The 23993-nt window shown below is 38.0% G+C and carries 23 protein-coding genes; 3 read left to right on the top strand and 20 right to left on the bottom strand.

Translation table 11 applies throughout. From position 1 onward, the window contains the following. Positions 1 to 17 precede the first annotated feature (17 nt). The 8 genes from DFO72_RS04500 to DFO72_RS04465 form a co-directional block, all read right to left on the bottom strand. Entirely contained in the window at positions 18 to 740 is a 723-nt protein-coding gene (locus DFO72_RS04500; RefSeq protein WP_113881214.1) for a GNAT family N-acetyltransferase, read from the bottom strand. Positions 741 to 820: 80 nt separating this feature from the next. Next, positions 821 to 3061 carry an ATP-binding cassette domain-containing protein gene (locus tag DFO72_RS04495; protein ID WP_113881215.1) on the bottom strand — a complete coding sequence of 747 codons (2241 nt, stop codon included), beginning with the start codon at positions 3059 to 3061 and terminating at the stop codon, positions 821 to 823. A gap of 145 nt (positions 3062 to 3206) precedes the next feature. Next, complete coding sequence (locus DFO72_RS04490) at positions 3207 to 4046, bottom strand: GNAT family N-acetyltransferase (RefSeq protein WP_243856060.1); 840 nt, start codon at positions 4044 to 4046, stop codon at positions 3207 to 3209. Positions 4047 to 4131: 85 nt separating this feature from the next. After that, positions 4132 to 4608, bottom strand: coding sequence for a small multi-drug export protein (locus DFO72_RS04485; protein WP_113881216.1), 477 nt, complete (start codon positions 4606 to 4608; stop codon positions 4132 to 4134). A 534-nt stretch (positions 4609 to 5142) separates the two neighbouring features. Further along, complete coding sequence (locus tag DFO72_RS04480) at positions 5143 to 5283, bottom strand: FbpB family small basic protein (protein ID WP_243856059.1); 141 nt, start codon at positions 5281 to 5283, stop codon at positions 5143 to 5145. Positions 5284 to 5315: 32 nt separating this feature from the next. Next, a complete protein-coding gene (locus DFO72_RS04475) occupies positions 5316 to 5765 on the bottom strand; it encodes a flavodoxin (RefSeq protein ID WP_113881217.1) in 450 nt (149 codons plus the stop codon). A 15-nt stretch (positions 5766 to 5780) separates the two neighbouring features. Continuing rightward, the gene (locus DFO72_RS04470; protein WP_113881218.1) at positions 5781 to 6668 is read right to left on the bottom strand and encodes a hypothetical protein; all 888 of its coding nucleotides are present in this window, start codon (positions 6666 to 6668) and stop codon (positions 5781 to 5783) included. Continuing rightward, positions 6661 to 7128 (bottom strand): flavodoxin, encoded by a 468-nt coding sequence (locus DFO72_RS04465; protein ID WP_113881219.1) that lies wholly within the window; start codon positions 7126 to 7128, stop codon positions 6661 to 6663. The genes DFO72_RS04470 and DFO72_RS04465 overlap by 8 nt, the downstream gene beginning before the upstream one ends. A gap of 266 nt (positions 7129 to 7394) precedes the next feature. On the opposite strand from DFO72_RS04465, the gene DFO72_RS04460 reads away from it, so the two are divergent. Further along, on the top strand, positions 7395 to 8123 hold the full coding sequence (locus DFO72_RS04460) for a TIGR02206 family membrane protein (RefSeq protein ID WP_113881220.1): 729 nt from the start codon (positions 7395 to 7397) through the stop codon (positions 8121 to 8123). A 238-nt stretch (positions 8124 to 8361) separates the two neighbouring features. On the opposite strand, the gene DFO72_RS04455 is transcribed toward DFO72_RS04460, so the two are convergent. Both DFO72_RS04455 and DFO72_RS04450 read right to left on the bottom strand, forming a co-directional pair. Then, a complete protein-coding gene (locus tag DFO72_RS04455) occupies positions 8362 to 9297 on the bottom strand; it encodes a transporter substrate-binding domain-containing protein (protein ID WP_243856058.1) in 936 nt (311 codons plus the stop codon). 945 nt (positions 9298 to 10242) lie between these two features. Next, positions 10243 to 10620, bottom strand: a complete 378-nt coding sequence (locus DFO72_RS04450) for a hypothetical protein (RefSeq protein WP_113881221.1) — start codon at positions 10618 to 10620, stop codon at positions 10243 to 10245. A gap of 250 nt (positions 10621 to 10870) precedes the next feature. On the opposite strand from DFO72_RS04450, the gene DFO72_RS04445 reads away from it, so the two are divergent. Next, positions 10871 to 11491: an NAD(P)-dependent oxidoreductase gene (locus tag DFO72_RS04445; protein ID WP_134177214.1), complete on the top strand. Its 621-nt coding sequence runs from the start codon at positions 10871 to 10873 to the stop codon at positions 11489 to 11491. 654 nt (positions 11492 to 12145) lie between these two features. Here DFO72_RS04445 and DFO72_RS04440 read toward each other — a convergent pair. From DFO72_RS04440 to DFO72_RS30550, 9 genes are all read right to left on the bottom strand, one after another. Next, positions 12146 to 14044, bottom strand: coding sequence for a copper resistance CopC/CopD family protein (locus tag DFO72_RS04440; protein ID WP_113885650.1), 1899 nt, complete (start codon positions 14042 to 14044; stop codon positions 12146 to 12148). A gap of 371 nt (positions 14045 to 14415) precedes the next feature. Next, complete coding sequence (locus DFO72_RS04435; protein ID WP_113885651.1) at positions 14416 to 14625, bottom strand: hypothetical protein; 210 nt, start codon at positions 14623 to 14625, stop codon at positions 14416 to 14418. A 142-nt stretch (positions 14626 to 14767) separates the two neighbouring features. Next, positions 14768 to 14968 carry an SHOCT domain-containing protein gene (locus DFO72_RS04430; protein ID WP_243856057.1) on the bottom strand — a complete coding sequence of 67 codons (201 nt, stop codon included), beginning with the start codon at positions 14966 to 14968 and terminating at the stop codon, positions 14768 to 14770. Positions 14969 to 15004: 36 nt separating this feature from the next. After that, on the bottom strand, positions 15005 to 16240 hold the full coding sequence (locus DFO72_RS04425; RefSeq protein ID WP_113885652.1) for a F510_1955 family glycosylhydrolase: 1236 nt from the start codon (positions 16238 to 16240) through the stop codon (positions 15005 to 15007). Between the two features lie 4 nt (positions 16241 to 16244). After that, on the bottom strand, positions 16245 to 16442 hold the full coding sequence (locus DFO72_RS04420; protein ID WP_113885653.1) for a hypothetical protein: 198 nt from the start codon (positions 16440 to 16442) through the stop codon (positions 16245 to 16247). Beyond that, positions 16429 to 17844 (bottom strand): ATP-binding protein, encoded by a 1416-nt coding sequence (locus DFO72_RS04415; protein WP_113885654.1) that lies wholly within the window; start codon positions 17842 to 17844, stop codon positions 16429 to 16431. The genes DFO72_RS04420 and DFO72_RS04415 overlap by 14 nt, the downstream gene beginning before the upstream one ends. Next, positions 17841 to 18545 (bottom strand): response regulator transcription factor, encoded by a 705-nt coding sequence (locus DFO72_RS04410; RefSeq protein WP_113885655.1) that lies wholly within the window; start codon positions 18543 to 18545, stop codon positions 17841 to 17843. The genes DFO72_RS04415 and DFO72_RS04410 overlap by 4 nt, the downstream gene beginning before the upstream one ends. Before the next feature lie 170 nt (positions 18546 to 18715). Further along, entirely contained in the window at positions 18716 to 19450 is a 735-nt protein-coding gene (locus tag DFO72_RS04405; protein WP_113885656.1) for a sulfite exporter TauE/SafE family protein, read from the bottom strand. Positions 19451 to 19844: 394 nt separating this feature from the next. Next, entirely contained in the window at positions 19845 to 20138 is a 294-nt protein-coding gene (locus DFO72_RS30550; RefSeq protein ID WP_309472983.1) for a CBO0543 family protein, read from the bottom strand. Between the two features lie 617 nt (positions 20139 to 20755). On the opposite strand from DFO72_RS30550, the gene DFO72_RS04395 reads away from it, so the two are divergent. Continuing rightward, positions 20756 to 22504, top strand: a complete 1749-nt coding sequence (locus DFO72_RS04395) for an ABC transporter ATP-binding protein (RefSeq protein WP_113885657.1) — start codon at positions 20756 to 20758, stop codon at positions 22502 to 22504. 402 nt (positions 22505 to 22906) lie between these two features. On the opposite strand, the gene DFO72_RS04390 is transcribed toward DFO72_RS04395, so the two are convergent. Next, complete coding sequence (locus tag DFO72_RS04390; RefSeq protein WP_113885658.1) at positions 22907 to 23506, bottom strand: hypothetical protein; 600 nt, start codon at positions 23504 to 23506, stop codon at positions 22907 to 22909. Between the last annotated feature and the right edge of the window lie 487 nt (positions 23507 to 23993).

Genomic DNA, 23993 nt, shown 5'->3' with positions numbered 1-23993 from the left:
TTATACATCATTCTTGATTATTCAGAAAAAGAATACTCTAAGGAAAAAACAGAATTGCTCTCCTGAATACATCCATTTGCTGCCATAACTTTTTTCATGGCTGCATTATCGGCACGGGTTGCCCCGAGATATTTTTCAGCTTTAAAATCATACTGCAATCTATGGAGCCCAATTAAATGCAGGTTCTTGCCATACCCTTTACCCTTATAATCAGGGTGGATGCCAATCCAAAAAATCCTTCCTTCACATTCCCGGTCTGGTTCCAAATGAGGAAAAACGGCTCCAGCCGGTTCAGAATTAACTGTATAAACCGTAAACATTTTTTCTGCTTGTTCAGGAAGCTCTGACTTCATGGTCTTTAAAAAGGTCTCAGTTTGTTCATAAGTAAAATTCATAACTTCAGATAAAAAAGCAATGGAACTTTTATTAAGGAGCGGCCAAACTTCAAAAGGAGGGACTTTTTCATTCTCACATTCTGCAAACCGCTTTTTAAATATAACTCTCTCACCAATCACTTTCATTTTTCCTCGCGTGACCATTAATTTATCCAAAATTCCTTGAGGGCACTCAAGCTTAACTTTTTCAATGCTGCTCTCATCCAAGGTAAGAAGCCTATTTATTAAATAATCTACTTTATTAGGACTTATTCGTTCATCTTGAAAGATTTCCAAAATAATCACGGAATCACTTTTTATACTATGTACACCCCCTGCTTTAAGGTCTTTTAATAGTTCATCCATTGTAATCACCTCCACATAAGTGATAAGAAAATGGCCATTGAAAAAATTCCATGGCCATTTGATCTTTTATACTTATTCCATTACAGATGCTGGGCAGTAACCGAACGCTCATATTCCAAAATTCGTGCCGGCGGTCCTTCATACAGGATTTCACCGCCTCCAGCACCTCCATCCGGACCTAAATCAACGATCCAATCACTTTTTCGGATAACATCCAGATTATGTTCAATGACTATAACGGTATTGCCCTTTTCCACCAATTTATTAATGATGTCCAGAATATTAGCGACATCGGACATATGCAATCCAGTTGTTGGTTCATCAAGTATATAAATGTTTCCTTTAGTATTCAGTTCCTTTGCAAGCTTAAGCCTTTGACATTCGCCTCCTGACAAGGTGGTCAGGGGCTGGCCCAATGACAAATAGCCAAGACCGACAGTCTCTAGAGCTTTGAGTTTTTTCTGAATATCTTTGGCATCAAAGAACTCCACAGCATCCGCTACAGACATCTCCATGATTTCAACAATACTTTTGCCTTTATATAAGTAGTGGAGCACGTCCTGCCTAAAACGGCTTCCATGACATTCGCTGCATTCGACTTCCATTGTATCCATAAAAGATAAATTGATCTCAACCGTCCCAGTGCCTCCGCACGACGGACAGCCCCCGGTAGAATTATAGCTGAATAATCCGCTCTCCACTCCATTGGCATCTGAAAAAGATTTACGGATCGAATTCATAATGCCAGTGAAAGTTGCCGGGTTGGACCGTATGTTGGCGTGGACCGGGCTTTGATCAATACGGATTGACTCAGGAAAATCTTTTGCAAACACTTCGTTCACAAGTGTGCTTTTCCCAGAACCCGCTACTCCGGTAATGACAGTAAAAACCCCTTTTGGAACTGAAAGACTCACATTCTTCAAATTGTGAAGGGTGCTTTTCCTGCTTTCCATAAACTCGGAAACCGGTCTCGGATTGGCGTTGATCTCTGCACTTCGGTTTAAATAATTGGCAGTCAAAGTGTCAGAAGATAAGAAATCCTGATAACTGCCGGTAAACATAATCTCTCCGCCGTGTGTTCCGGCTTGAGGCCCGACATCAACGATATGATCGGCTATCTGGATGACGTCCGGATCATGCTCCACAACTAGTACGGTATTGCCCCTGTCACGCAGCCGAACCAGCAATTCATTTAACCGGTAGACATCCCGCGGATGAAGGCCGGTGCTGGGTTCATCAAATATGTACATGAGGCCGGTTAGGTTACTGGATAAATATTTGACCATTTTCACCCTTTGGGATTCACCGCCTGATAGTGTTGGCGTTTCCCTTGTTAAATCCATATAGCCCAGCCCAATATCACAAAGGTTTTCCAATCGTTCCATGATCCCGTCAGCAATTGGTTTAGCTTCCGGTGATGTAATCTTTGGGAGAGTTTTAATTAGCTGATCCAATTGCATGGACGTCAGGTCAAAAATGGAATAGCCATTGATTGTGGATGAAAGCACCTTATTATTGTACCGTTTTCCTTCGCAGGAAGGGCATTTCGTCATGGTGCTAAAGTTTTTCAGGAGCTTCTCGCCTGATTTTGAAGTCTCTTTGTCCCTCTTCACATGCTGCCGCATAAATTTGACTGCCAGGCCTTCATAGGTTGCATTCATATCATTATTCATATAACTGACTGTTACTTTTTGCGGCTCCGCATAGACAAGCCTATTAAATTCTTCTTCTGAATAATCTTTAATCTTTTTATCGATATCGAAGAATCCAGACTCCGCATACGCCTTCCATTGCCAAGTTCCGGGTCCAAATCCCGGAAGCAGAATAGCTCCTTCATTTAAGGTTTTTTCCTTATCAAGAGCAGCATCAAGGTTTAGGGTGATAATTCTCCCAATCCCCTCACATTCCGGGCACATGCCGCTGGGATCATTGAATGAATATGCGTTGCTGTAACCTATATGAGGTTCTGCAAACCGAGAGAATAACAGGCGAAGAAGAGGATTAATATCTGTAGCGGTTCCAAGTGTGGATCGGGCATTTCCGCCGAGCCGTTTTTGATCGACTACAACGGCAGTAGAAAGATTGTTGATTTCATCTGCTTCCGGACGGCTATATTTCGGAAGAAAAAGCCTCTGAAAACTGCTGTAAGTCTCATTTAACTGCCGGCCTGCTTCCTGGGCAATCGTATCAAAAACAATAGATGATTTGCCTGAACCGGAGACACCTGTAAAAATCGTGATCTTTCCTTTTGGAATCTGCAGATCAATATGTTTCAGGTTGTTTACTCTGGCATTGAAAATTTCGATGAATTCCTGCTTCACACAATCAGCTCCTTTTAAAATCACTTTTCTTATGTATGAAATATGCGCGGAGAACCATCATACCAATAATGAAAATCAAATTGCAACAATATTCTTTAATTATTTTTAAATTTATGAGAAAAACGACTCTTCCTGTGATTGAAGATTATATAGAAGGAATAACAACAGCCCTGCAAGCTTTCTCATAAAACTCAATTGGCCCTGCTCCTCCAATAATTGCATATTCATATCCTATTTCTTTCATATCTCTTAAGCAGTGATGAAGCAATGCATTTCCTACGCCTTTAACCCTGCTGGTTTTTACGACACCCATAGGGCCGAAATATCCCTTTTTGTTCCGGTAGACATCAAATGCTGCGAATCCATTTATTTCATCATTTTGATTAAGCGCAATATAAATGGAAAGCTTCTCTTTCTGGAATCCGCTGCGAATGGTATGAGACCATTCCTTGGAGAAATTCTCCTTAACAAAGTTTACCAGCATGATTTCATCATATCTTCTTGCTTTGCGAATAGTCTGGGAGTTTATCCTGGGGAAGGTATAGCTGCCAAGGTGAGCGATCATGTCTCTTGAGGTTGTACCGAGGGTTAAAATGGTATTCTTATCTTCTTCAGATAAATGGTGTTTTAAGGATGAGTCTGTTAACAAAGCTTTAAGAAGATGACCTTCGTTAACATAAACCTGATTATACATTTTCATATAATTTAAGGCAGATTCAAAAATCTGCACCACTTCTTTTGTAACAGTAATGCTAAAAAGTTCGCTTTGCATTTTGCCATTTATATTCCCAGCCAAATTACTTAAAGAAAATTTATTGAAATTGATTTTCAAAGAAATTTCACCCAGTGCCCCTGTCTTTTCTTCCAGGCATGCGATAAGCAGATGAACTGGATGGAGCACTTTTTTTTCTGAAAAGCTGGCTTCCCGTTCGGCATTTTTTATGATTCTTTTTATCCTATCCGTAAAGTTTGCTGTATTTATCAAATAATCACTCCTTTTCAAACCCTTTTTACAGCTTTGGAACTTCACTTCATATTCAACCCAAAATACAAAATTCCTGCCACTTTATTTATAAAAGATTTAAAAAGCTGAACCCATACACTGCACCTGCAGCAAAAATGATAGTCCAGAGTGCCAAACTTATGGTCATCCATCTTATCACTCCCGATTTTGATGCCCCAAATGCCAGAGCAATAATGGCCGCAATATCGGTTCCGACAAATATTGGCGCTAATAATGCTAATCCCGGGATCCCGTATTTTTGCCAAATCTCCTTTGAACGTCTTTCTTTTCTTGATGGTTCTGTAATGCCCTTTTTTAATTTCCTTGCCTGCCGCCAGTTTTCAACCTGTTTAAAGAAGGCACCCAGCAAAAGAATTAACAGAAGATTTCCCGTAAATGCAGTAAGACTGACTCCGATCGGCGATAGTCCCCCAAGAATCCCAAGAGGTACAATAATTGATACATCCATCCAGGGTGCTGCCGCAAGCAAAAATAATACGGCATATTGTATGTATATAGGTGCATCTTGTGCCCATTCCAGCATATCTCTTCCCTCCAATAAAAAATCCAACCTACTCTTACCTTATGAAAAAAAGCATACAATCACCATCGTAATACCTAACAATCCTCATGGGGATGTGACAATTTTGTCACTTTATTCCACCTGACTTTAACTAAGTATTCCTTTTACTCAAAGTCTGATGTAATTACTTAAAAGGTGTTTCCTGCAGTCAAAATCTTTATTTTACAAAAAATAGAAGAAGGTATAAAGAATTCAGATAACGAAGTAAACAGGTAAGGAGGTGAAAACCAATGACTTTCCTCTATTACAAAGCTATGGAAGCATATAAGAAGGATGCAGAGCGTCTTGAAAAAGAAAAGCTTCAAAAGGAAAAGTCGAATGAGAAAAAATCAAAATAATGAGTTACTCTTTCATTCCCCATGGGGGGATTTTTTTTGAAATTTAAAACAGAAGCAGTTCTCTCCAACTGGAAAACAACGGACTGCTGACATTAAAATATGCGTCCCTGCATATTGCAGAAACGCATATTTCTTTCCTTTTCCAGCCTTAATATTTCTATTGATTTTCTCTTGTTTTTTCTGTCTCCATCAAAATATTTTCATCAATCCTTCGATATATTTCTTCCAATTGATCTTTATCTTTTAGGATATTTTTCATGTTTTCTTCTACGAGTTTATGAAATGTTTTCTTTTTCATTAAGGCCATCCTTTCTAAACTCGCTGCCATACTCAGCAGGTTTCCTTTAACATCAAAGCTTCAGAGACAAACTTTTTTATTTCCTCTTCGTCCTCCGGTTCCGGATTGAATTCTATTCTCAGGGGTTTCCCGACAACTGTTCCCCCCCGTTCTTCTATAAGTCTTTGAAGGTGGTCTAGGGCGCCGCAAAATTCAGGGTAGGAGGTATCTCCTGATCCAAAGATGGCAAAGGGATGATTCTCAAGGTCCAACTGTTCGATTTCTTCAATCATATCGAGACATTCATCAGGATAATCCCCATCACCCCATGTATACAATCCAATAAAAGTAAGTTCATAGTTTAGTAGTTCAGAAGCACTTTGAACACTCATAAAATCTTCTAAATCCACATTATGATTTTGATTCTTCAGCTCCCCCGAGATTAGGTCCGCAATTGCTTCTGTGTTCCCCGACATACTTGCATAAAATACGCCAATTTTCATTCCTCGTCACTCCTATCAATGAATTAATGCTGTTGTGTTATATCTGTGGCTGATCCATTTACTTTCTCTATGTGAACAGATAAAAAGCTGGTCATCAAAGCCCGCACCCCTGAATCCATGTCCAGCTACGGTCTCAATGGGAATCAGGTACATTCTACTCTTATGGACTTCGTAGATTCTTGAAAAACCATCTTCATCCTGACTCGTCGTCGCATATACTTTTTCATTCGCCTCAAAAATATCCAGGAAAGCTCTTTCTGATATTTGCTGCTGGCATACACCCCATCTATTCGTAAAAGGATTCAGCATCTCAATTGTTCCCATCCCGGAACGGGCGTTTCCCTTTGCAATGATAAGAAGGTCATTTTCATCTCTATAAATGGAGGATATCATTGAATGCTTTTCTTTTTTTATAAGCTGTAATTCCCCGCTTCTGACATCATATCTCCATAACCCTCCATTCTGGGAGTTGATTTGTGTCCCAATATAAATGCTCCCCTGATGGTATAACAGAGATCGTATAAGGGGCTTTTGGGACATATGTTGAAATGGACTTAATACAGACCAATCTGAACCGAAATTAGCTGATATGTATAAGCAGCTGCCGCCATGTGTTACGATATATCCCCTCTGGTTTCCAGTAATATCCCACAGCCGCTGGGCGGTTGGGAATGAGGTCTGATTCCATTTTTTCCGCTGAAGATCGTACCGGATAATTGTGCCATTGTCTCCGATGCCGAATATGAAATGACCTAATTGGACAAGTTTGTATATATTTTGTGTTAACCCATACTGAAGGAACCAGTCTCCATCCTCAAAGGAATAAATGCCTGCCTGCTTTACTGCTACTATGAAGGGAAGATCTGGGGTTGATAGCACTGCAGTGGAGCCCTTATTAAACATGTTCCATCTCCCCATTTTTCACTGCCCATTCATAGGCAGATTCGGCAAATTGCTTACACTCAAGAATTTGCTCATCTGTATCAGGGTTGAGTTCTATTTTTAACCTTTGCTGAAAAACATTGGCTCCTCTTTCACTCAATTTGTCAGCAAGCGTGTCCACTGCTGCACAAAATTTTGGATAGGCATGATCACCAGAACCAAAGCACGCAGCATCTATTCCTGTTAAATCGTGATCATTCAATTCATCAAAAAAATCCTCAGCTTCATAAGGAAGGTCGCCATCCCCCCATGTATAAGCACCAATGAAAATACAGTCATAGGCAAGAATACTATGAATTTCTGTCAATTCCAGGCTTTCCATATCCACTTCACACCCTTTAGAGACAAGAACTTTTTTCATAATGGATGCCATATCTTCTGTATTTCCTGACATACTTAAATATCCAATGAAAGCCTTCATTTTTCGCCTCCTAATTGATAATAATTTTCAATTATTATTAAATTGATAATAAATGATAATGATTATCAGTGTCAATGAAATTTTTAATTTTGTGACCTTTTTCCTGAGTGATGTGATAAAAAGCAAAGGGAGGAAATATGTGTTGCATAAGTCAACTGAGCAGATATGAGTAAGCTTGAACGTCGTGGAGCCGAAATGCTGTATAAAAAATAGAGGAGATGCACAACTTATGTCTGATTATTTAATAAGACTTGGGGTGTGCATAGATGGAGTGGTTTGGCAAAAGTCATAAGTATTTCCATTTTGAGATGTTTTCAGCCAGTCATCTTGTTACATTGGCAGTGTTTTTTTTTGTATCATCTGCTATTTTTCTTTACCGGAAAAAGCTGAATGGGGATGGATGGAGAAGGTTTGAAGTTGGATCAGCCATTTCTTTAATTTTGGTCGAGATATTAAATCACGTATGGATGTTAGTGAATGGAGTCTGGAAATTTGGCAGGTCCATGCCATTGGAATTGTGTAATATTGGAGTTATATTATGTATCCTTTTACTCATGACTAGAAAAAAATTTATTTTTGAACTATTGTTTTTTATTGCGATATTGGGTGCTACTCAAGCAATATTTACTCCAGCGTTAACATACGATTTTCCTCACTTTCGCTTTTTTCACTTTTTCTATGCACACATGATGGTTGTATGGTCAGCCTTATATTTTTTGTGGGCTAGAAATTATTATCCATCATTCCAATCGGTCATAAAGCTAATTGTATTTATCAATGTACTCTTGCCGGCAATCCTTCTCATTAACCATCAAACGAATGGGAATTATTGGTTTTTGCGTCATAAACCTGAAACTCCAAGTTTCTTTGACATATTGGGTCCCTATCCATGGTATATCTTCTCTTTGGAGAGCTTACTGCTAGTTCTGAGCCTAATCACATGGTTTATCTTGCGAAAACTGGAAAATAGCCATAAAGGACGTTCCCATTTTTAATGAAATGGGCTGATTTTAGTCAAAAAGAAAAGCTGCCAGGTGATAGCAGCTTTTCCTTATAAAACCTTTTTGTATCGCCTGTCTTGAAATCTCAACATTCATTGTCACATGCGATATGGCTGGCTTTTTTTGCAGATTCGTTCCATAATATACGCTGCAAAACCACCCATTTTATTCTGTCATCTCTTTTTTCTAATAGAATAGCAAAGGATATGGATGTCTGGCCTATTCTTTTCTACTATACTCCCTTGTTGTAAATCCATTTTTCTTTTAATCGGTCAAATTCTCCATTGAGCTCCATCTCCTCCATCCAGAGATTGACCCAGTTCTGGAATACTGCATCCCCGCGATGCATAAGATAGCCTTTCTGGCTCTTCGTGAACGTATTGTCCGTCAGAGCTGCATAAAGCCTGGAATCCTGGCTTGCATAGTAGATGGCCTCAATGCTGTCGGTAATCATCACGTCTACTTTTTCTTCAGCAACCATATTCGGAATATCCAAATTGTTTTCGATTACGACAACCTTTGCCTGTGTAATGTTGGCATTTACGAATTTTTGGTTGGTTCCCCCTGGGTTTACGCCGATGGTGACATCTGGCTGGTCAATCGCTTCCAAGCTTGTATATTTCTCCTTATCTTCCTGTCGGATTAAAGGAGCCTTTCCGTCATTAATATAAGGATGCGTTAAGTGTGCTGTTTTTTGCCGATCGGTATTGCGGCTGATCCCGCCAACCGCTATATCAAACTTATTTTTATTGAGGTCCTCCATTAAGGTTGGCCAGGAAGTTTTAACAAATGTGATCTTCACCCCAAGGTCTTCTGCCATTAATTTAGCCGCTTCGATATCATAGCCTTCATACTCTTTTGTTTTCGGATTAAAGTACGTAAATGGCTTATAGTCACCAGTTGTACCTACCCGAATCACACCTTTCTTTAAAATATGGTCGAGCCTTGAACCAATGACGTATGTATTGGCCTTTTTATGTACATCCCCTCCTGCAGCCTGGGCTACCTGTTTCACTGATACATAAGGATTTCCATTTACTGTAACCGTGCTTAACGTCTTTCCGTTTAACTCAAGCTGCTCGGTTTGGCTGTCAGCTAGCGACAGGCTTGTCCCTCCGGTAATCAATAATGCAAAAAGAGCAAAAACGATGAATACTTTTTTTGGCAAAATGTTTCCCTCCTATTCAATTGGTTATGTCTATTATCTTTAGGAAGGTACTTAAAGTAAATTTATTTTCCGAATTTTCAATAAAACAGTTCGTTTATACGAGGAAAATAGCCCCTAGATTATTTAACCACAATAACGTTCGACCCTTAGACAAGTTAATTATGCACCTAATATTCCGCTAATGGTCCTAATATGTAATGAAGCACTTTCCTTGTTACAGAAAAGCGCTCGTTTGTATTTTTTTGTGACCGGCTTTTTTTAAAGCTTATAATTTTTTAAACGATTTTATTGTTACTTAACGGTTTCCGAATATTTTTTACTTAATTAAAAAGACGGGATAAGCTTATAAATGCTCCCCCTGATTTTGAATATTTACCTCTGCCTGAAATGGCCCAATGTACAAAGCTGGAACAATCGAACCTTCGATGAATAAAAAACTAGTTGGCACAAACACTCTTTAAGGAACCATCAAAAAGAAAACCCCTTGGTGGCCAAGGGGTTTTCTCCGTTTATGCTGTAGCTATAAATCAAGGTTTGATCCTTTTTATGTTCCATGATGAACTAACGCCCTCGTTTGTTTAAGTACATTTCTTCACAATCTTAACGTTTTAAACTACCCCTTTTTGTCTTCTTCTAATTCTCTTTCAATTTCCTCATCAGGTACTTTAGAGGGTTCTTCATTAATGTTAAGGTGTTTAATAATCGATCTTAACTGATATTTTATTGTTGAAAGACTAAAAATTACGTATATCACAAATAAAAACCCCAATATAAACCAAATCAAAAAATCCCACCTTTTATTTAAAATAATATTTTCTCTAATCTTATATTTTTACATTTACTTGAATCTTTCCCCTTAAACCTAACTTCCGTTAACCTGCCCAGTAAGTATAATAAGAAAAAGCTGTCATAGGGACAGCCTGGATCTTCAACTATTGCCATCTGCTAGTTAAAGTAATTCTTAGTTTGGTTTAAATCAATAGCATTATTATCATCAATATTTTGAATGTGGTCTAGTATGCTCACACCATTCTGTTTATTATTATAGTTTACAAGGTAGGTTTTATTTTCTTTAATTAAATTCCATACCATCGGTTCTTTAATAAATATTTTAGTTTTAGCTTCCTCATGATAACCTTCAGATATTTTCATATTGGGAGGAACTACTACAACAAATGCTTCTTCATTTGCTTCTGAATATTTTTTTTCTAAAACTGTAACGATAGCTGTTGTAGAGCTTGTTGTTAATAAATTGTTCAATATTATGATGAACCCAATTATTACAATAACTAAAAGTGGAAGAATTACTTTTTTATTTCGCAAAAGCTCACCTCTAAATTAACTTGATTGCTCCTTAATGGTAACAATTCTTACTAAATAAAACCAATAGATTTCCCTTGATAACCATACTGGACGCAAGTTAGTGCTATTCAACAAACCTGCCCCGTTATTCGTATAAGAAAAAGCTGCCGAAGCAAACCTTGATCTTCAACTTTAGCCCTCGTTAGTTTAAAAAGACAATAAAGTAACTTATATAGTAAAATATTAGTATTTGCAAAAGGAGCTCATTCTTATGAATATTTTAATTTTGGGTGCAACTGGACGAGTTGGAAGGCAAATAGTTACTTATGCCCTTCATGACAGACATAATGTTACTGTATTAGTTCGTACTCCCGAGAAGATTCAATTAAATAATGAAAATTTAACCATTATTCGAGGGAATGTTTTAAATAATGATGATATCGTACGTGCTATGAATGGGATTGATATAGTTATTAGTGCGCTAAATACTGATGGCACCACCACTCTATCAGAAAGTATGCCACTTATTATAGAAGCAATGGAAAATGAAGGTATAAAACGAATAATAACTATAGGAACCGCAGGTATCCTGCAAAGTAGGACCACGCCAAATTCTCTGCGTTATCAATCAAGTGAATCAAAGCGTAAGACAACTCGGGCAGCGAAAGAACATCATAAAGTTTATGATATACTCAAACAATCAACCCTCGAATGGACGATTGTCTGTCCTACCTACTTGCCGGATGGAGAAAGGATAGGCAAATATCGTATAGAGCGAAGTTTTTTGCCGGAGGATGGAGTTGAAATATCCGTACCGGATACAGCAGAATTTACATTTAGCCAGATAAAAACAAGCGATTATATAAAATCACGTGTAGGTATCGCCTACTAATAATATTCTTATACTACTTTCATACAGATAAGCTTGATAAACAAAACAAATAGACGGGGAAACCCGTCTTTATGAATGTCACAACAGCTGCTATAAAACAATTTCTTCTTCCACAAACCTGCCCCGTTTGTTCAATAGAAATCCCACAAAAAAGGCGTTAATCCTTCTTAACGTTAAATAGGATATAATTTAAAAAATGCCCCATCCCTTATATACCAAGGGATAGGACACTTTTTTAACAAGGTTTATGAATGCGTTAATTTGTATTACACGAACATTCATTCCCTTATTTTACATTCACTGATCATACAGTTCTTTTCTTGCTTCATGATATAAATGAGCATACAGCTGTGTTCGGTGCGGGCCATAATGCCCTAATAGAACCTGTATACAGGCTAATGGCATCCCCTACCGAGCTAAATTAGCAGCAAATGTATGGATTAAGGTATGTGGTGAAATGATAGTACCCAAATCATAAATATAAAATTGAATATTCCAAAATCCTATATTTTCTAAAGATTACTCTCGTAATTTCCTAAAAGGCAGTTAAATCGCTTCACTGCTCTGCACCATTTCCTTTTTGACCAGGTTTAATTTGTTCTAACAAGACTTTTTACAGTTTCGAAAAAGAAATGAAAGTCCTAATGTTAAAAATTATTCGTTTAAACTCATTTCTCCCGGAACTACAATTTTGAAAGGAAATTTTACTGTAGTTCCATTATCCAAAGTGGCCTTTACCTTCAATTTCATGGTCCCGGCTGCATGTAGTAAATTTCCGGTTAGCTTAAATTCTCCCCTTCCAACGTGAAAGGCGTTATAAGTGACATTATATTCTGGCGGCATGCTCAAGGTTACTTCTACTTGTTTTATATTTTCTTTATCAAACTGTAATGTAAGCTCGTTAAGACCTGGATATAACGGAGAGATCTCAACACTTAATCCAACTTCCTCTTTTTTTATTGAAGATGGATAAACTCCCTGCTCTGCTGCACTAGGTGTCGAAACCACCAGCAGGGACGCAAAAAATAAAATCAGGACGCTGTAAATCATTTCAACTTTCGCCCGTGTAATCACAACATTAATCGTCTTAGCAGCCAGTTTTTTTACTGTATTCCACTGAAAAATCCCAATGAGTAAAACGATTAATGTAAGACCAGCTTTTAGTAAAATGGATTTCCCCCATTCGCTTTTCATGAAACTCTCCAGAGTAAAAGATGGAACATATTGAGTAACCATTACCAAACCAGTTATGATAATGGCAAAAAGGCTAATCAATGCCCATTTTGAAAACCGCGGGAGAACATCTTTAAGCCATTCTTTCATTCTTTCTTTTTGAGGTATCAAAATAAGCGCAAACAACCCACCAACCCAGACAGAAGCCGCCGTTAAATGTAGAGCATTAACTGCCATCGTTATATATCCTCCATACCGGGGATACGGAGCGTGACCAATAATAAATACGGAAAGAATAAGTGCTGCAAAATAGAAAAGAAGTTTTATTTTATGAAAGAAAAATCCTGTCACAAGCAAAATGAGTTGTACAATTGGTATCCACACGAATTTTATTGAGAGAAATTGATCGATAGTGAGCGATTGTAACTCTTTCTGCTGAACAGAGATTATAAAAGTACAGCCAACAAGGACGAAGAGAAGAATAAGCAGAGATATTTTGTTCCATCTCCTATCACATGTTTTTTTCAGTATGAAGGCGTTGAAAAAAGCCCCTCCGAACAAGATTGTAATTCCGATAAAAAATAGCCAATATCCAACTTGCTTTAACCCTAAGTTAGTAAACCAAACAGAGGAGGCGGGTTCTCCTGTGTTCTCTTGCGTAATAGGAGTAAATTGATCTACAGCAAAATAAAAGACATCTAATCTATCAGGCTGAGATTTAGGATCCATTTGACGGGCATACCATGTAACCTGGTACGTTCCAGGTGTCAGTTTCTCGTCTATCTCCACAATAAAATGTGTTGGATCACTTGAGTCAGCGTAAGGTTTTTTTAACTTAATAGACTGTTGACGGTCATCGAATAACCCAATAGCTGTAATCTCAGCCGGCTGGTTGAACCATAAATCAATTTTCTGAGGAGAGGCATCCAGAATTTCGCCGTCCGCTGGGGAAAAATCAACAATTTCTAAAGCTTCCTCTACCGAAATCTCCTCTTGTTCTTTAACCGTAAAGCGTATCTCTTCATTCAAAATATACCCATCCAAAGCAATAACTTTAATCCTTGCGAGATAATTTCCATTCGGCAAATCACCCTTAAATGTTGTCAGGATGTGGGTTTTATCCTCCGGGTCAACCGAAACTGCTCCAGTTTCCTGAAGCTCCCCGTCTGAATTGAAAACTTGGATGGAATCCGAATGGGTCACGACCGGATCCTGAAACCAAACCTCAAAAGTTTCAGGTCCTTCAGATATCGTCTCCTCTTCCTGCGGATAGGTTTTTTCCAATTCAGAATGAGCAAAAGCTATATTGCTATTGCTTGGAATCATAAGCTGCAGGGCAAACGCCATAAATAAAATAAAAAATCGAAAACAGTGCAACAAACAAAAAGCCTCCCAAAAACATTTTAGATCTATCAAAGACCCTATTTAATCTACATTTTAAATTTTGTCCCAACCCAACAGTTAAATCAAGCCCATAAAAAAGACAACCGTTAGGCTGTCCTTTGCGGTTGGTTATTTCCTCCATCAGCTTTCCAATTTACTGTTGCAGCTTTTCATTTGGAGTTGTAGTGCTTTTACGTCGGCTGGTTCATTTGAATCTTTCTATGGCATGCATTCTGTTTTTTCGCCTGAATACATTCCTTCCATACAAAGCAGCTTGATAAGAGGACACGGCAGGTATAAAAACCATTCCAAATAAAAACTCCTTTTTCAGTAAAGGACCTAAACTTAGGTCCTTTACTTTTTACTTTTTACTCTTTACTATTGTAAGAATCCATAAAGTTTCCACAAGCTTTCATCATTTTTTGACCTTCAGGAGAATCCATCGCTTCCATCATATTCATCATCCCATTGCCATTCCCACTCATCATACTATCTGGCTTATCCGCAAGAGCGAACTGACCAACGACCAGTATAGATGAAAGGGCAAAAGATAAAACCAATACTATTTTCTTTTTCATTTCCAATCCCTCCTTTGTTTTCTAAATCTAATGATAAAGATAAAGTTTGAAGGAAATATGGACTTTATAAATCTTTTTATTTTTCCAGTAAAAGCGGAAAGGGACTGCCTTTAAACAGCCCCTTTTTTACATTCCGTTTATTCTATTCCCTTAAGACACGTCTTTTTTCCTTGTACTCATCCTCGCTGATTTCTCCGCGTGCAAAACGTTCTTTCAATAGCGATTCAGGTTTATTGTTCCTATTTTCAAAAGGCTTTGCAATAAGCATTATGAACCCATAAATCGCAAATCCAATGACAATGATCCAGAAAAGCATGCTCAGCATCATTCCTAATCCCATCATGATTGTTCTTCTCCTTTCTTTTATTCGGTAAAAACCTCACTCCCCATTGTCTTCATGTTCATGTTCATGTTCATGTTCACCTTCTCCTGTTAATGATTGGCTTGCAATTCCCGTTCCTTTATCCGCAATTTTCTCCCATTCTTCTCCATTATTAATGGTCAAATAAAGATCCTTTTGACCCGTGGCAAACACAATATTATTTTCATCATTTGGATTTACGGCTATATAATTGATGGCATTTCCCTCGCCTAACGATGGAATTTCATATGCCGTTTGTTCCTTTGTCTCAAGATTGATCTTGGATATAGCCATTTTATCTGATGCAAAACCTGCAAACAAATCTCCTTGACGAGAGAAGGAAAGTCCAGAAACAGGTAGATTCGAGATTTGATTAACCGTTTGCCCCCCGTCATGCGAAACAAATACTCCTTCTGTTGTTCCAAGAGCAACCGTCTTTTCTTCTGTTGGATGGGCAGCAATCGCTGAAAGCTTGCCTGAAATTCCCTTTAGCTCAGCTTTTACCCATGTTTTCGTATCATCCATGGAGTAGTGTAGTCCAACATCATCCATTCGGGAGTTAGCTTGAGGGTTGAAAACATATATTGTATGAGAATTATAGCCAACAGACATTCCATGAAAATCAATTTCTCCGTACAAATCCAGAATCTCCAGGTTTTCTCCCATATCGTTGCTCTTAACCACGCCAAAAGGGTTTTTCATGCTAGAACCAGGTTCAGGATGTCCACTGCTGTAAAAACCATCATCAACCATGGAGAATCCCATATAATCGTGCTTGTCCCCCTTTGCACTTCTCCATTCTCCAGCCTCGAAAACTTTCAAGCCGTCATGCGCAGGTACATAGATTTCTTCTCCATCATTCGTAATACCTAAGCCGTGAACATGCATTAATTCTACCGAGTTCTCAATATCCTTCGCTTTCGTATTAATAAAAGAAAAAATACCAAATGAAATGACCCCAACCAAAGACACAATAGAGACCCATTGCCCAATTTTAACTCCCTTTTGCAGGCTGTCTCGTTTTCCTTTCTCTTTTTGTTTTTTAACATTGAGGGTTTTCATCCGCCTATTCATTACAAAAATCGAAATGATGCCCGTAACAAGAATAGCAGCGGAAACCAGCAGCCCATTGGTAGCAAACGTATTAGATGCCACTTCCTGTTGGTGCTCTTCTTCCGTCCCATGTGCCAAGACACCGATTGGACTTGAGTATAAAAACATAAAAATTGAAAATAAAATTCCTTTTAGTTTCACCTTGTTATCCCCTTTTCTTTACAATGATCAAATAAACAATCCCTGCCAGAATTATGGGAACACCCATCCAGGCACAGGTTTGTAGAAATGTTTTAAAATACGCCGTTATATCCTGCCTAATCATCATCGTTCCGGACATTGTCAAGCAAACAAGTCCAGTGACGATTAAAAGAACAGATAATAATACTTCAATCTTCTTCATTTTCATCCCTCTTTTCTACCGGGAAAGTCAGGTGGAAGGCAGTCCCTTTTCCAACCTCACTTGTTACTTCTATCCTCCCTCTTTGAAGCTTAACCAGCTGTTTCACGATGGCGAGACCAAGACCTGTTCCGCCCAGTTCCCGGGATCTGGATTTTTCCACACGATAAAATCGTTCAAATAAAAATGGAAGATCCTCTTCGGGGATTCCCATACCGCTATCAATAACGGATATCATGATATTATTTGATTCCTTTGTTAAACGGACTCTAATTTTTCCGAATTCAGTGTATCGGATGGCATTATCGATTAAATTAATCAGAATTTGTTCCATTCTTAAGCCATCTGCATACAGGCTTGGCAGATCGTTCTCTTTGTGAAATTCTAATTTCAACCCCTTTTCCTCGGCTTTCATTCGAGTTTTTACTACAGCACTTTCTACGACCTCCATTACATCCACTTCTTCGCAATCGAGAGCCAGCCGTCCTTCTTCCAACTTTGATAGCTCAAACAAGTCTTCAACGAGTTTGGACATCCGTCGTACCTCTTGTTGGATAATCTGAAGATACTGCTGTCTTTCCTCTTCGTTTTGGTAAAGTTCATTTTCAAGCACATTTGCGTATCCCTCTAAATACGTAATGGGTGTGCGTAACTCATGAGAAATATTGGCGAAAAACTCTCTCCTGTTTGACCGGAACCGATCAAGCTCTACCGCAAGATCATTTATGGCTACAGCCAGGGATCCAATTTCATCCTTTGTTGAAGCATCCAACCGAATCTGTAAGTCCCCTTCTGCCATGTTTCGGGTCGCTTTTTCCATTTCCAACAGAGGATTGGATAATTTTCTTGACACAATAAAGATAAAGCCAATGGCTAGAAAAAGCGCACCAATTCCCGCTAATACCATTGCTTTTTCAACCATATCAACCGACTGGTACATGTCTTCGACCGGTTCCAGAACAAAGATTGCGCCAATAAATCGGTCGTTAGAAAAAATAGGCTTGCCGACGCTAAGAAAACGTTCCTCTATTTTTTGATCAGCGTACATCTCCTGTACAGTGGAACCTGACTTTAAAAGCGCAAAAGCTGATTCGTCTATCCTTTGCCCTTCAGCCAGGCTAGGAAGACCAGAATTTGCAATCACCGTACCCTGTTCATCCACAATCACGATTTGCTGACCTGTTAAGCCTCCCAATGTTTCGAACATATCGAGGAATTCTTCCTGCTTGAGCGATGAGATAGATGCCGCATATCTGTCAGACAAGTCATTAATACGCTCTTGCGTTTTATTAAAATAAAAACCAGTAAATAATTGATTCATTATAAAACCCAATGGCAGGAGAACTGCCAATACAATCAATAAAATGCTAGTCCCTATCTTGACAACAATGCTATTCCTATTCATTCGTTTTCATCCGGAGCCTGAAACTTATAGCCCCTCCCCCAAACGGTTCTTATCGGATTAAAAGAAAGTCCTTTTTTCCTTATTTTTTCCCTAAGGTTTTTGACATGGGTGTCGATTGTACGAATATCACGAATTCCGTTGATCCCCCATATTTGGTCTAGTAACATATCTCGGGTGAAGATGGTTTTTGGATTTAACGCAAGAAGTTCCAGTAAATCAAACTCCTTTGGTGTTACCTCCACTTCGGAATCATCAACGAAAATTTGTCTTTCACTCCGATTTACTTTAAGGTCAGATATTTCAATTGTTTCTTCCTCCGTATTACCGGAAGAGGACTGCAAGGATCTCCTGATCAAGGCTTTTGACCTTGCTACTAGTTCCTCCGGGATGTAAGGCTTTACAAGGTAATCATCTGCTCCGATGCTTAAGCCCTGCACCTTATCCTTTACATCCCCGCGAGCCGTTAACATAAGGATTGGAACCTCGCTTCTTGCCCTGACTTTTTCACACACTTCCCAGCCGTTCATTTCGGGCATCATGATATCAAGAATAATTAAATCGACTTCTTCCCTTTCCAAACAGGATAGAGCCTCTTTGCCGCTCCCTGCCTGTTTGATATGAAAATGGGGAGATAAGTGAATTTTCAGCAACTGCCTCATATTCCATTCGTCATCAACAATTAATACTGTGTCTTTGTTCATCAAGGAATACCTCCTAGTTACTGATGCTCCTGTAAGACTGCCCACGTCCCCCTATTTGACTCTCCACCCCGTTTTGGGCGAATGCCCTTCCTACTGGACTAAAAGTCGTCAACAAAAATAAGCCAGTTAATGTTAGCTTCTCCATATTGTTACCTCGAATTAAAAATTTTTCAAATCGTCCAGTAGGTCAATGTATCGAGCATCCCTATAAGAACCATAATAGCTCCAGCACCTTTTTGTACATACGAACCAATTTTTCTGCCCTTCTTTAGAACAGAGCCTCCAGCACCATAATACCAAATTAAGAAGATGGCTATAAATAGCGGCAGCGACGTTCCAACAGCGAAAAGACTGGGAAGGACAGCCCCATAGGAAGTAGAGAGAACGATTGGCATTAATGATAGAAAAAATAATACGAACATGGTTGGACAAAACCCAAGGGAAAAACTGACCCCCATAAAAAAAGAACCTAGTTTCCCGTTTTTAAAAAACCTTTCGGGAATCTCCAAGATGGTCCACGTCCCCTTTAAATTTATATGCCCAAGCATAAATATTCCCACCAGCACAAACATTGGTCCGATTATTTTGCGAAACCAGGGAAAAAAAAGAACCAGCTCTCTCTGAAACTCTTTCCCTAACATCCAAACCAATAGACCCAGCCCAGAGAAAACAGCAATTTTACCCAAAGTAAAGAAAATCACTTCAGTCCATGCTATACCTCTTTGTAAGGACTTATTTCCATAAAGAGTAATGGCTCCGATATTGCCGGAAAACTGACAGGGAGCCATGGCGCCGACAATTCCAAGTAGAAAAGCAAACAGCATAGGAATCGTTTCGAAGTTTCGGGCTAAACTTATAATTGGCTGCGTAAAAATGTTACTGATTTGACTGAAAAACGAATACATAAAACTCCCCTTTTCTATCTATTCACACCAACATATTTTAATAGGAAGTTTTGTAGAAAATATGGAGATTCAAAACTAATCTTGAATCTTGGTTTTTTTTTGTCCAAAAATGAGGAGCCTTTACCTTTCTGTGACTTTTGTATTAGCCAGAGAACCAGAGGATTTATTGGACAATAACGTACCAATCGTGGATATCTCGTGGGTTGGATTCCAAAATGGTATTTTGGAATTGGTTAAAGCGTTTAGTCTGAAACTTTATACTATCCAAATTAATTAATTTCCCACTCAACTTGAAGTAAAAAAACCAGTAAGGAAGTACCTCACTGGTTTTACTTTTCAATATGAATAGTCCCCATTGTTGCCTTCTTATTGAAATGGGTATATATTTGTAAAATTATTGAAATTTCTTATTCAACAAACCTCCCCCTTTTGTGTTTTTTTCTAGCCAATTCTCAAAAAGAGTCATAGGGCCGCTAAAAAGGACCACGCTTAAAACATTTTTTAATGGTTTCATTTTATAGGTGAATTGATTGTACATGACACATGTTAGAGGACATAGTATGTAAAGAAACACAATATTTGAATCGAATAATTTTGGTGGAAAGCGATGTGGATATTGCAAATATTTTGTCTTTATAACTGGTCCATCAAATACAATTAGTAAGGATGACTCAAGGGAGAGGGTCAAACTCCATATAGTTTTCTTCTAAATGAAAGATTACTTCAGATTAGAATGAGCTAGATTCATATACGGCATCCTCGATAATTACTATCTTCGTTAGTTTTTTAGACCCCGAAGTGTGTTTCCGACTCATAAAAAGAAAACGTCAAGGAAGCTGCATGTTACCACTTTCATCGCAATTTCAGTCTGCTTAGAGGTCTCCGCGGAAGAAGCGGATAGCTCCTCGGCGGATTACTCAAGCGGTCCGAGGCAGGCCACGGTCGCAGCGTCGAAGTTGGAGTCCAGACCGAACTCAAGCGTTAATCCTTCTGGGAACAACGCGCCCTTTAGCATACCAAAAAGTTTAGCAATAAGTACATTATTACTTCCAGATCATTGAGCCGTTAGTATAAATACAAAACCATAAAACATTTATTTTTATTAGCAATGACAATTAATTAAATATTCTGTACTTTATTGGAGTACTCACATATAATTGATATATCAATTGTCAAGGAGGAATTTTCCATGCGAAAAATGATTAACACATCCGTTGAAACATATTGGGGTGTAACACTCTCTTAATTGTTTACGGTGTACCCCCTAATATGTGTTTATTTAAATAACACAAAAAGGGGTAACTTATGGATTTTCCAATGAAAAAATTTCTCTCGTATTACAGACCATATGTAAAGTTGTATCTAACAGTATTGGCCTGTGCAGTAATTGTCTCAGGTGTGACTTTGGTACTTCCGCTACTTGTTAGGTATATAACGAAAAATGTTTTGGAAGGAGATTTATCGATCGCCTTACCTAAAGTTTATTGGATTGGCGCGCTAATGCTTGTTTTAGTAGCAATCCAAAATATAGCAAACTATTTTTTGGACTTCAAAGGACATGAAGTTGGGGCTCGAATGGAAAGTGATATGCGTAATGAACTGTTCGCTCATATGCAAAAGCTTTCCTTCAGTTTTTTCGATAAAGAAAAAACAGGTCAACTTATGTCAAGGATTACTAATGATCTGCTGCTGCTTTCCGAGTTGTATCATCATGGCCCGGAAGACTATCTCAAATACCTAGTCCGTTTTATTGGAGCCTTTGTTATTTTATTCTTTATTAACTCCCAATTAACAATTGTTGCTTTCTGTTTTCTTCCTTTGTTAGGTGCCCTTTCCTTATATTTTAATAAGATTGAAAACAAGGCATTAAGAAGAAACAAAGAAAGGATTGGAGACGTAAACGCACAGGTAGAGGATAGTCTATCAGGAATCCGAGCAGTAAAATCATTTGGCAACGAGCACTATGAAATTGAGAAGTTCAGCCGGGAAAACAATCGTTTCCTTGAGAGCAGAAAAGAGTTTTACAACGTCGAAGCCAAGTTTTACAATAGTGTTCAAACAATTATCCAGCTGATTACAATCACAGTAATTATTATCGGGAGTGCCAGTATTGTAAACAACTCATTTGATTTGGCCGATTTAATCACATTTTTACTCTATATCAACTATATGATTGAGCCAATTCAAAAACTGACTCATATGAGTACGCAATTTCAGGAAGGAATCACTGGCTTCCAGCGATTTATGGAAATTATGAACCTTAAGCCTTCAATCGAAAACCAACCGAATGCCGTGCCTCTGCCTATGGAAGAAGTACTGGGTGAAATAGAGTTCAATAATGTTTTCTTCCGTTATGAAGATAATTCTGGCTATGTCTTGGAAAATTTGTCTCTTCATATCCGAACCGGAGAATATATAGCCTTAGTTGGTCCATCAGGTGCTGGAAAAACAACATTTTGCTCTCTCATACCCCGCTTTTATGAAGTAACAAATGGCGAGGTATTACTGGATGGGAAAAACGTCCGCTCTATTGACCTTCAGTCTTTAAGAAAAGCTATAGGAATTGTACAGCAGGATGTTTACCTATTTGGTGGAACAATATTGGAAAATATTCGTTACGGAAATTCATCAGCCAGCGATGAGGAAATAATAAATGCAGCTAAGGATGCAAACGCTCACGATTTTATCATGAACTTGCCAAACGGATACCACACCATTATTGGTCAACGAGGAGTTAGACTTTCTGGAGGGCAAAAACAGAGAGTAAGTATAGCCCGTGTATTTCTTAAGAATCCGCCTGTTCTCATATTAGATGAGGCAACTAGTTCATTAGATAACGAGAGTGAAAGCATTATCAAGGAATCACTCGAAAAGCTGGCGAAAGGGCGTACAACTATTGTTATTGCCCATCGCCTTTCAACTATCCGTAATGCTCAAAGGATCATTGTCTTAACTGAGGATGGTATTGTGGAACAAGGTACTCACAATTCTTTACTTGAAAGCAATGGAGTTTATTCCAACCTATATTCCCGTCAGTTTGAATTAACTTTATGAAATTACAATACATCAGCCTTATTCGGGCTGATGTATTTTTATCTAAGACTAAATTTGCAGCTCTGTAATTCTTATTAAAAAAACCTGCCCCGTTAGTTTTATAAGAAAGCAAAAGCCCTACTCATCCGAGAGGGGCTTTAATTACTTCCAGGACACATTTTCAGAGCTCTTTTCCTTTTTAGGAATGTAGCGAATCTATATATCAAAGATTGCATTTAAAGAAAGAACAATAATCCATATAATAACAATCACTACCCCAAATGCCCCGAATTTATTATCATCACTCTTTTTTGTATTTTGATTTTTTATCATTCTTTATATGCTTTGAACTTTACCTTGCTTTTGATTAATATTTTTATTACCGTGTCCCATTGATTTTTTTCACCCCTTCAAAATCAATGATTAATCAACTTTTAATAAATCATCTTTATATACATCAAAAAGAACTATAATAATTAGTAGAGCAAAAAAGACAACTTTTGCATAAGAGATGAAAATGAACATAGTAACACCTGATATATTTTCTAGAAAATGAATATAACTTAATGACGTTAGTCTTTCATTTAAATAAGAAAGTGAATAAAAACTGATGAAACCTATGCTTGTTGTAATGTAAATGTTCCGCATTAAGTTTTCCTTATTTTCTCCTAGAACACAGACAATTCCAATTAAAGTAAGTAAAACCCAACTACCTAAAATCCAGAAAAGAAAAAATGTGTCATAACTCAAATCACTTTTATAATTTATCATTCCAATGAAAATCAAAAAAATATTCGCCAATGTCATGGCTACCCAACTTATTGATACCGAATAATTTATTCTTCTTCCGATTAATAGTGTAAATAATCCTATAAGAATTGAAAAACAAGGAACAATCATCGTATAAAACGCATAACTGTTTTGCATTTCATTCCCAACTTCTTTATAAATTCCAATCCATGAAATACCCAAAAATAATGCAATAAAAATATATAAAATAATACGCTGATTTCTATTTATCATACTGACACCTCATATATAAAAACTACCATTATTTGACGGGACTTAGATGTAAGTACCAGAATCTATTCCTTGTTTTGTACTCCATTAACTGTATTATATCGAGAAAAATAGTTGTTATTTTGTGCATTTCTTAGGGTTTGGAGCAGTGTATTTTTTTCCGAGAGGTTGAGATTATTGAAACTATATAATCATAGACACAGAAAAAGAGCGTTACGAACAAAGCTAACTAAAAAAATGCGGTTCCACATCACTAAGTGCAAATACTTTCTTTTATGTTCTTCCATAAAATTGCCATTCATGAAAACAGTTAATTTATTCCATGATATCATACTACTTGTGAACTAACCTGCCCCTTTAATTAAACAAAAAGCCGCCTGGTTTGGCAGCTAATCTTGAACATAAGCACCCGTTCGTAATATAAGGTTAGCCAGATATTTCTGGTTGACCTTTTTATTTGGGGTCTTAATATAACGGTAGTCGGGGTAGA

The organism is Cytobacillus oceanisediminis, assembly GCF_004366035.1.
GTDB classification, from domain to species: domain Bacteria; phylum Bacillota; class Bacilli; order Bacillales; family Cytobacillaceae; genus Cytobacillus; species Cytobacillus oceanisediminis_C.
This window is presented reverse-complemented; position numbering and strand designations above follow the sequence as displayed.

Bases quoted from the DNA above. Each gene is read 5' to 3' on its own strand.
- DFO72_RS04430 (WP_243856057.1), bottom strand. From the start codon at position 14,968: ATGATGGGATTAGGAATGATGCTGAGCATGCTTTTCTGGATCATTGTC.
- DFO72_RS04470 (WP_113881218.1), bottom strand. From the start codon at position 6,668: ATGTTTAATAAGGGCTCCACTGCAGTGCTATCAACCCCAGATCTTCCC.
- DFO72_RS04445 (WP_134177214.1), top strand. From the start codon at position 10,871: ATGAATATTTTAATTTTGGGTGCAACTGGACGAGTTGGAAGGCAAATA.
- DFO72_RS04410 (WP_113885655.1), bottom strand. From the start codon at position 18,545: ATGAACAAAGACACAGTATTAATTGTTGATGACGAATGGAATATGAGG.
- DFO72_RS04420 (WP_113885653.1), bottom strand. From the start codon at position 16,442: ATGAAGAAGATTGAAGTATTATTATCTGTTCTTTTAATCGTCACTGGA.
- DFO72_RS04500 (WP_113881214.1), bottom strand. From the start codon at position 740: ATGGATGAACTATTAAAAGACCTTAAAGCAGGGGGTGTACATAGTATA.
- DFO72_RS04415 (WP_113885654.1), bottom strand. From the start codon at position 17,844: ATGAATAGGAATAGCATTGTTGTCAAGATAGGGACTAGCATTTTATTG.
- DFO72_RS04475 (WP_113881217.1), bottom strand. From the start codon at position 5,765: ATGAAAATTGGCGTATTTTATGCAAGTATGTCGGGGAACACAGAAGCA.
- DFO72_RS04465 (WP_113881219.1), bottom strand. From the start codon at position 7,128: ATGAAGGCTTTCATTGGATATTTAAGTATGTCAGGAAATACAGAAGAT.
- DFO72_RS04480 (WP_243856059.1), bottom strand. From the start codon at position 5,283: ATGAAAAAGAAAACATTTCATAAACTCGTAGAAGAAAACATGAAAAAT.
- DFO72_RS04395 (WP_113885657.1), top strand. From the start codon at position 20,756: ATGGATTTTCCAATGAAAAAATTTCTCTCGTATTACAGACCATATGTA.
- DFO72_RS04485 (WP_113881216.1), bottom strand. From the start codon at position 4,608: ATGCTGGAATGGGCACAAGATGCACCTATATACATACAATATGCCGTA.
- DFO72_RS04405 (WP_113885656.1), bottom strand. From the start codon at position 19,450: ATGTATTCGTTTTTCAGTCAAATCAGTAACATTTTTACGCAGCCAATT.
- DFO72_RS04435 (WP_113885651.1), bottom strand. From the start codon at position 14,625: ATGAAAAAGAAAATAGTATTGGTTTTATCTTTTGCCCTTTCATCTATA.
- DFO72_RS04390 (WP_113885658.1), bottom strand. From the start codon at position 23,506: ATGATAAATAGAAATCAGCGTATTATTTTATATATTTTTATTGCATTA.
- DFO72_RS04460 (WP_113881220.1), top strand. From the start codon at position 7,395: ATGGAGTGGTTTGGCAAAAGTCATAAGTATTTCCATTTTGAGATGTTT.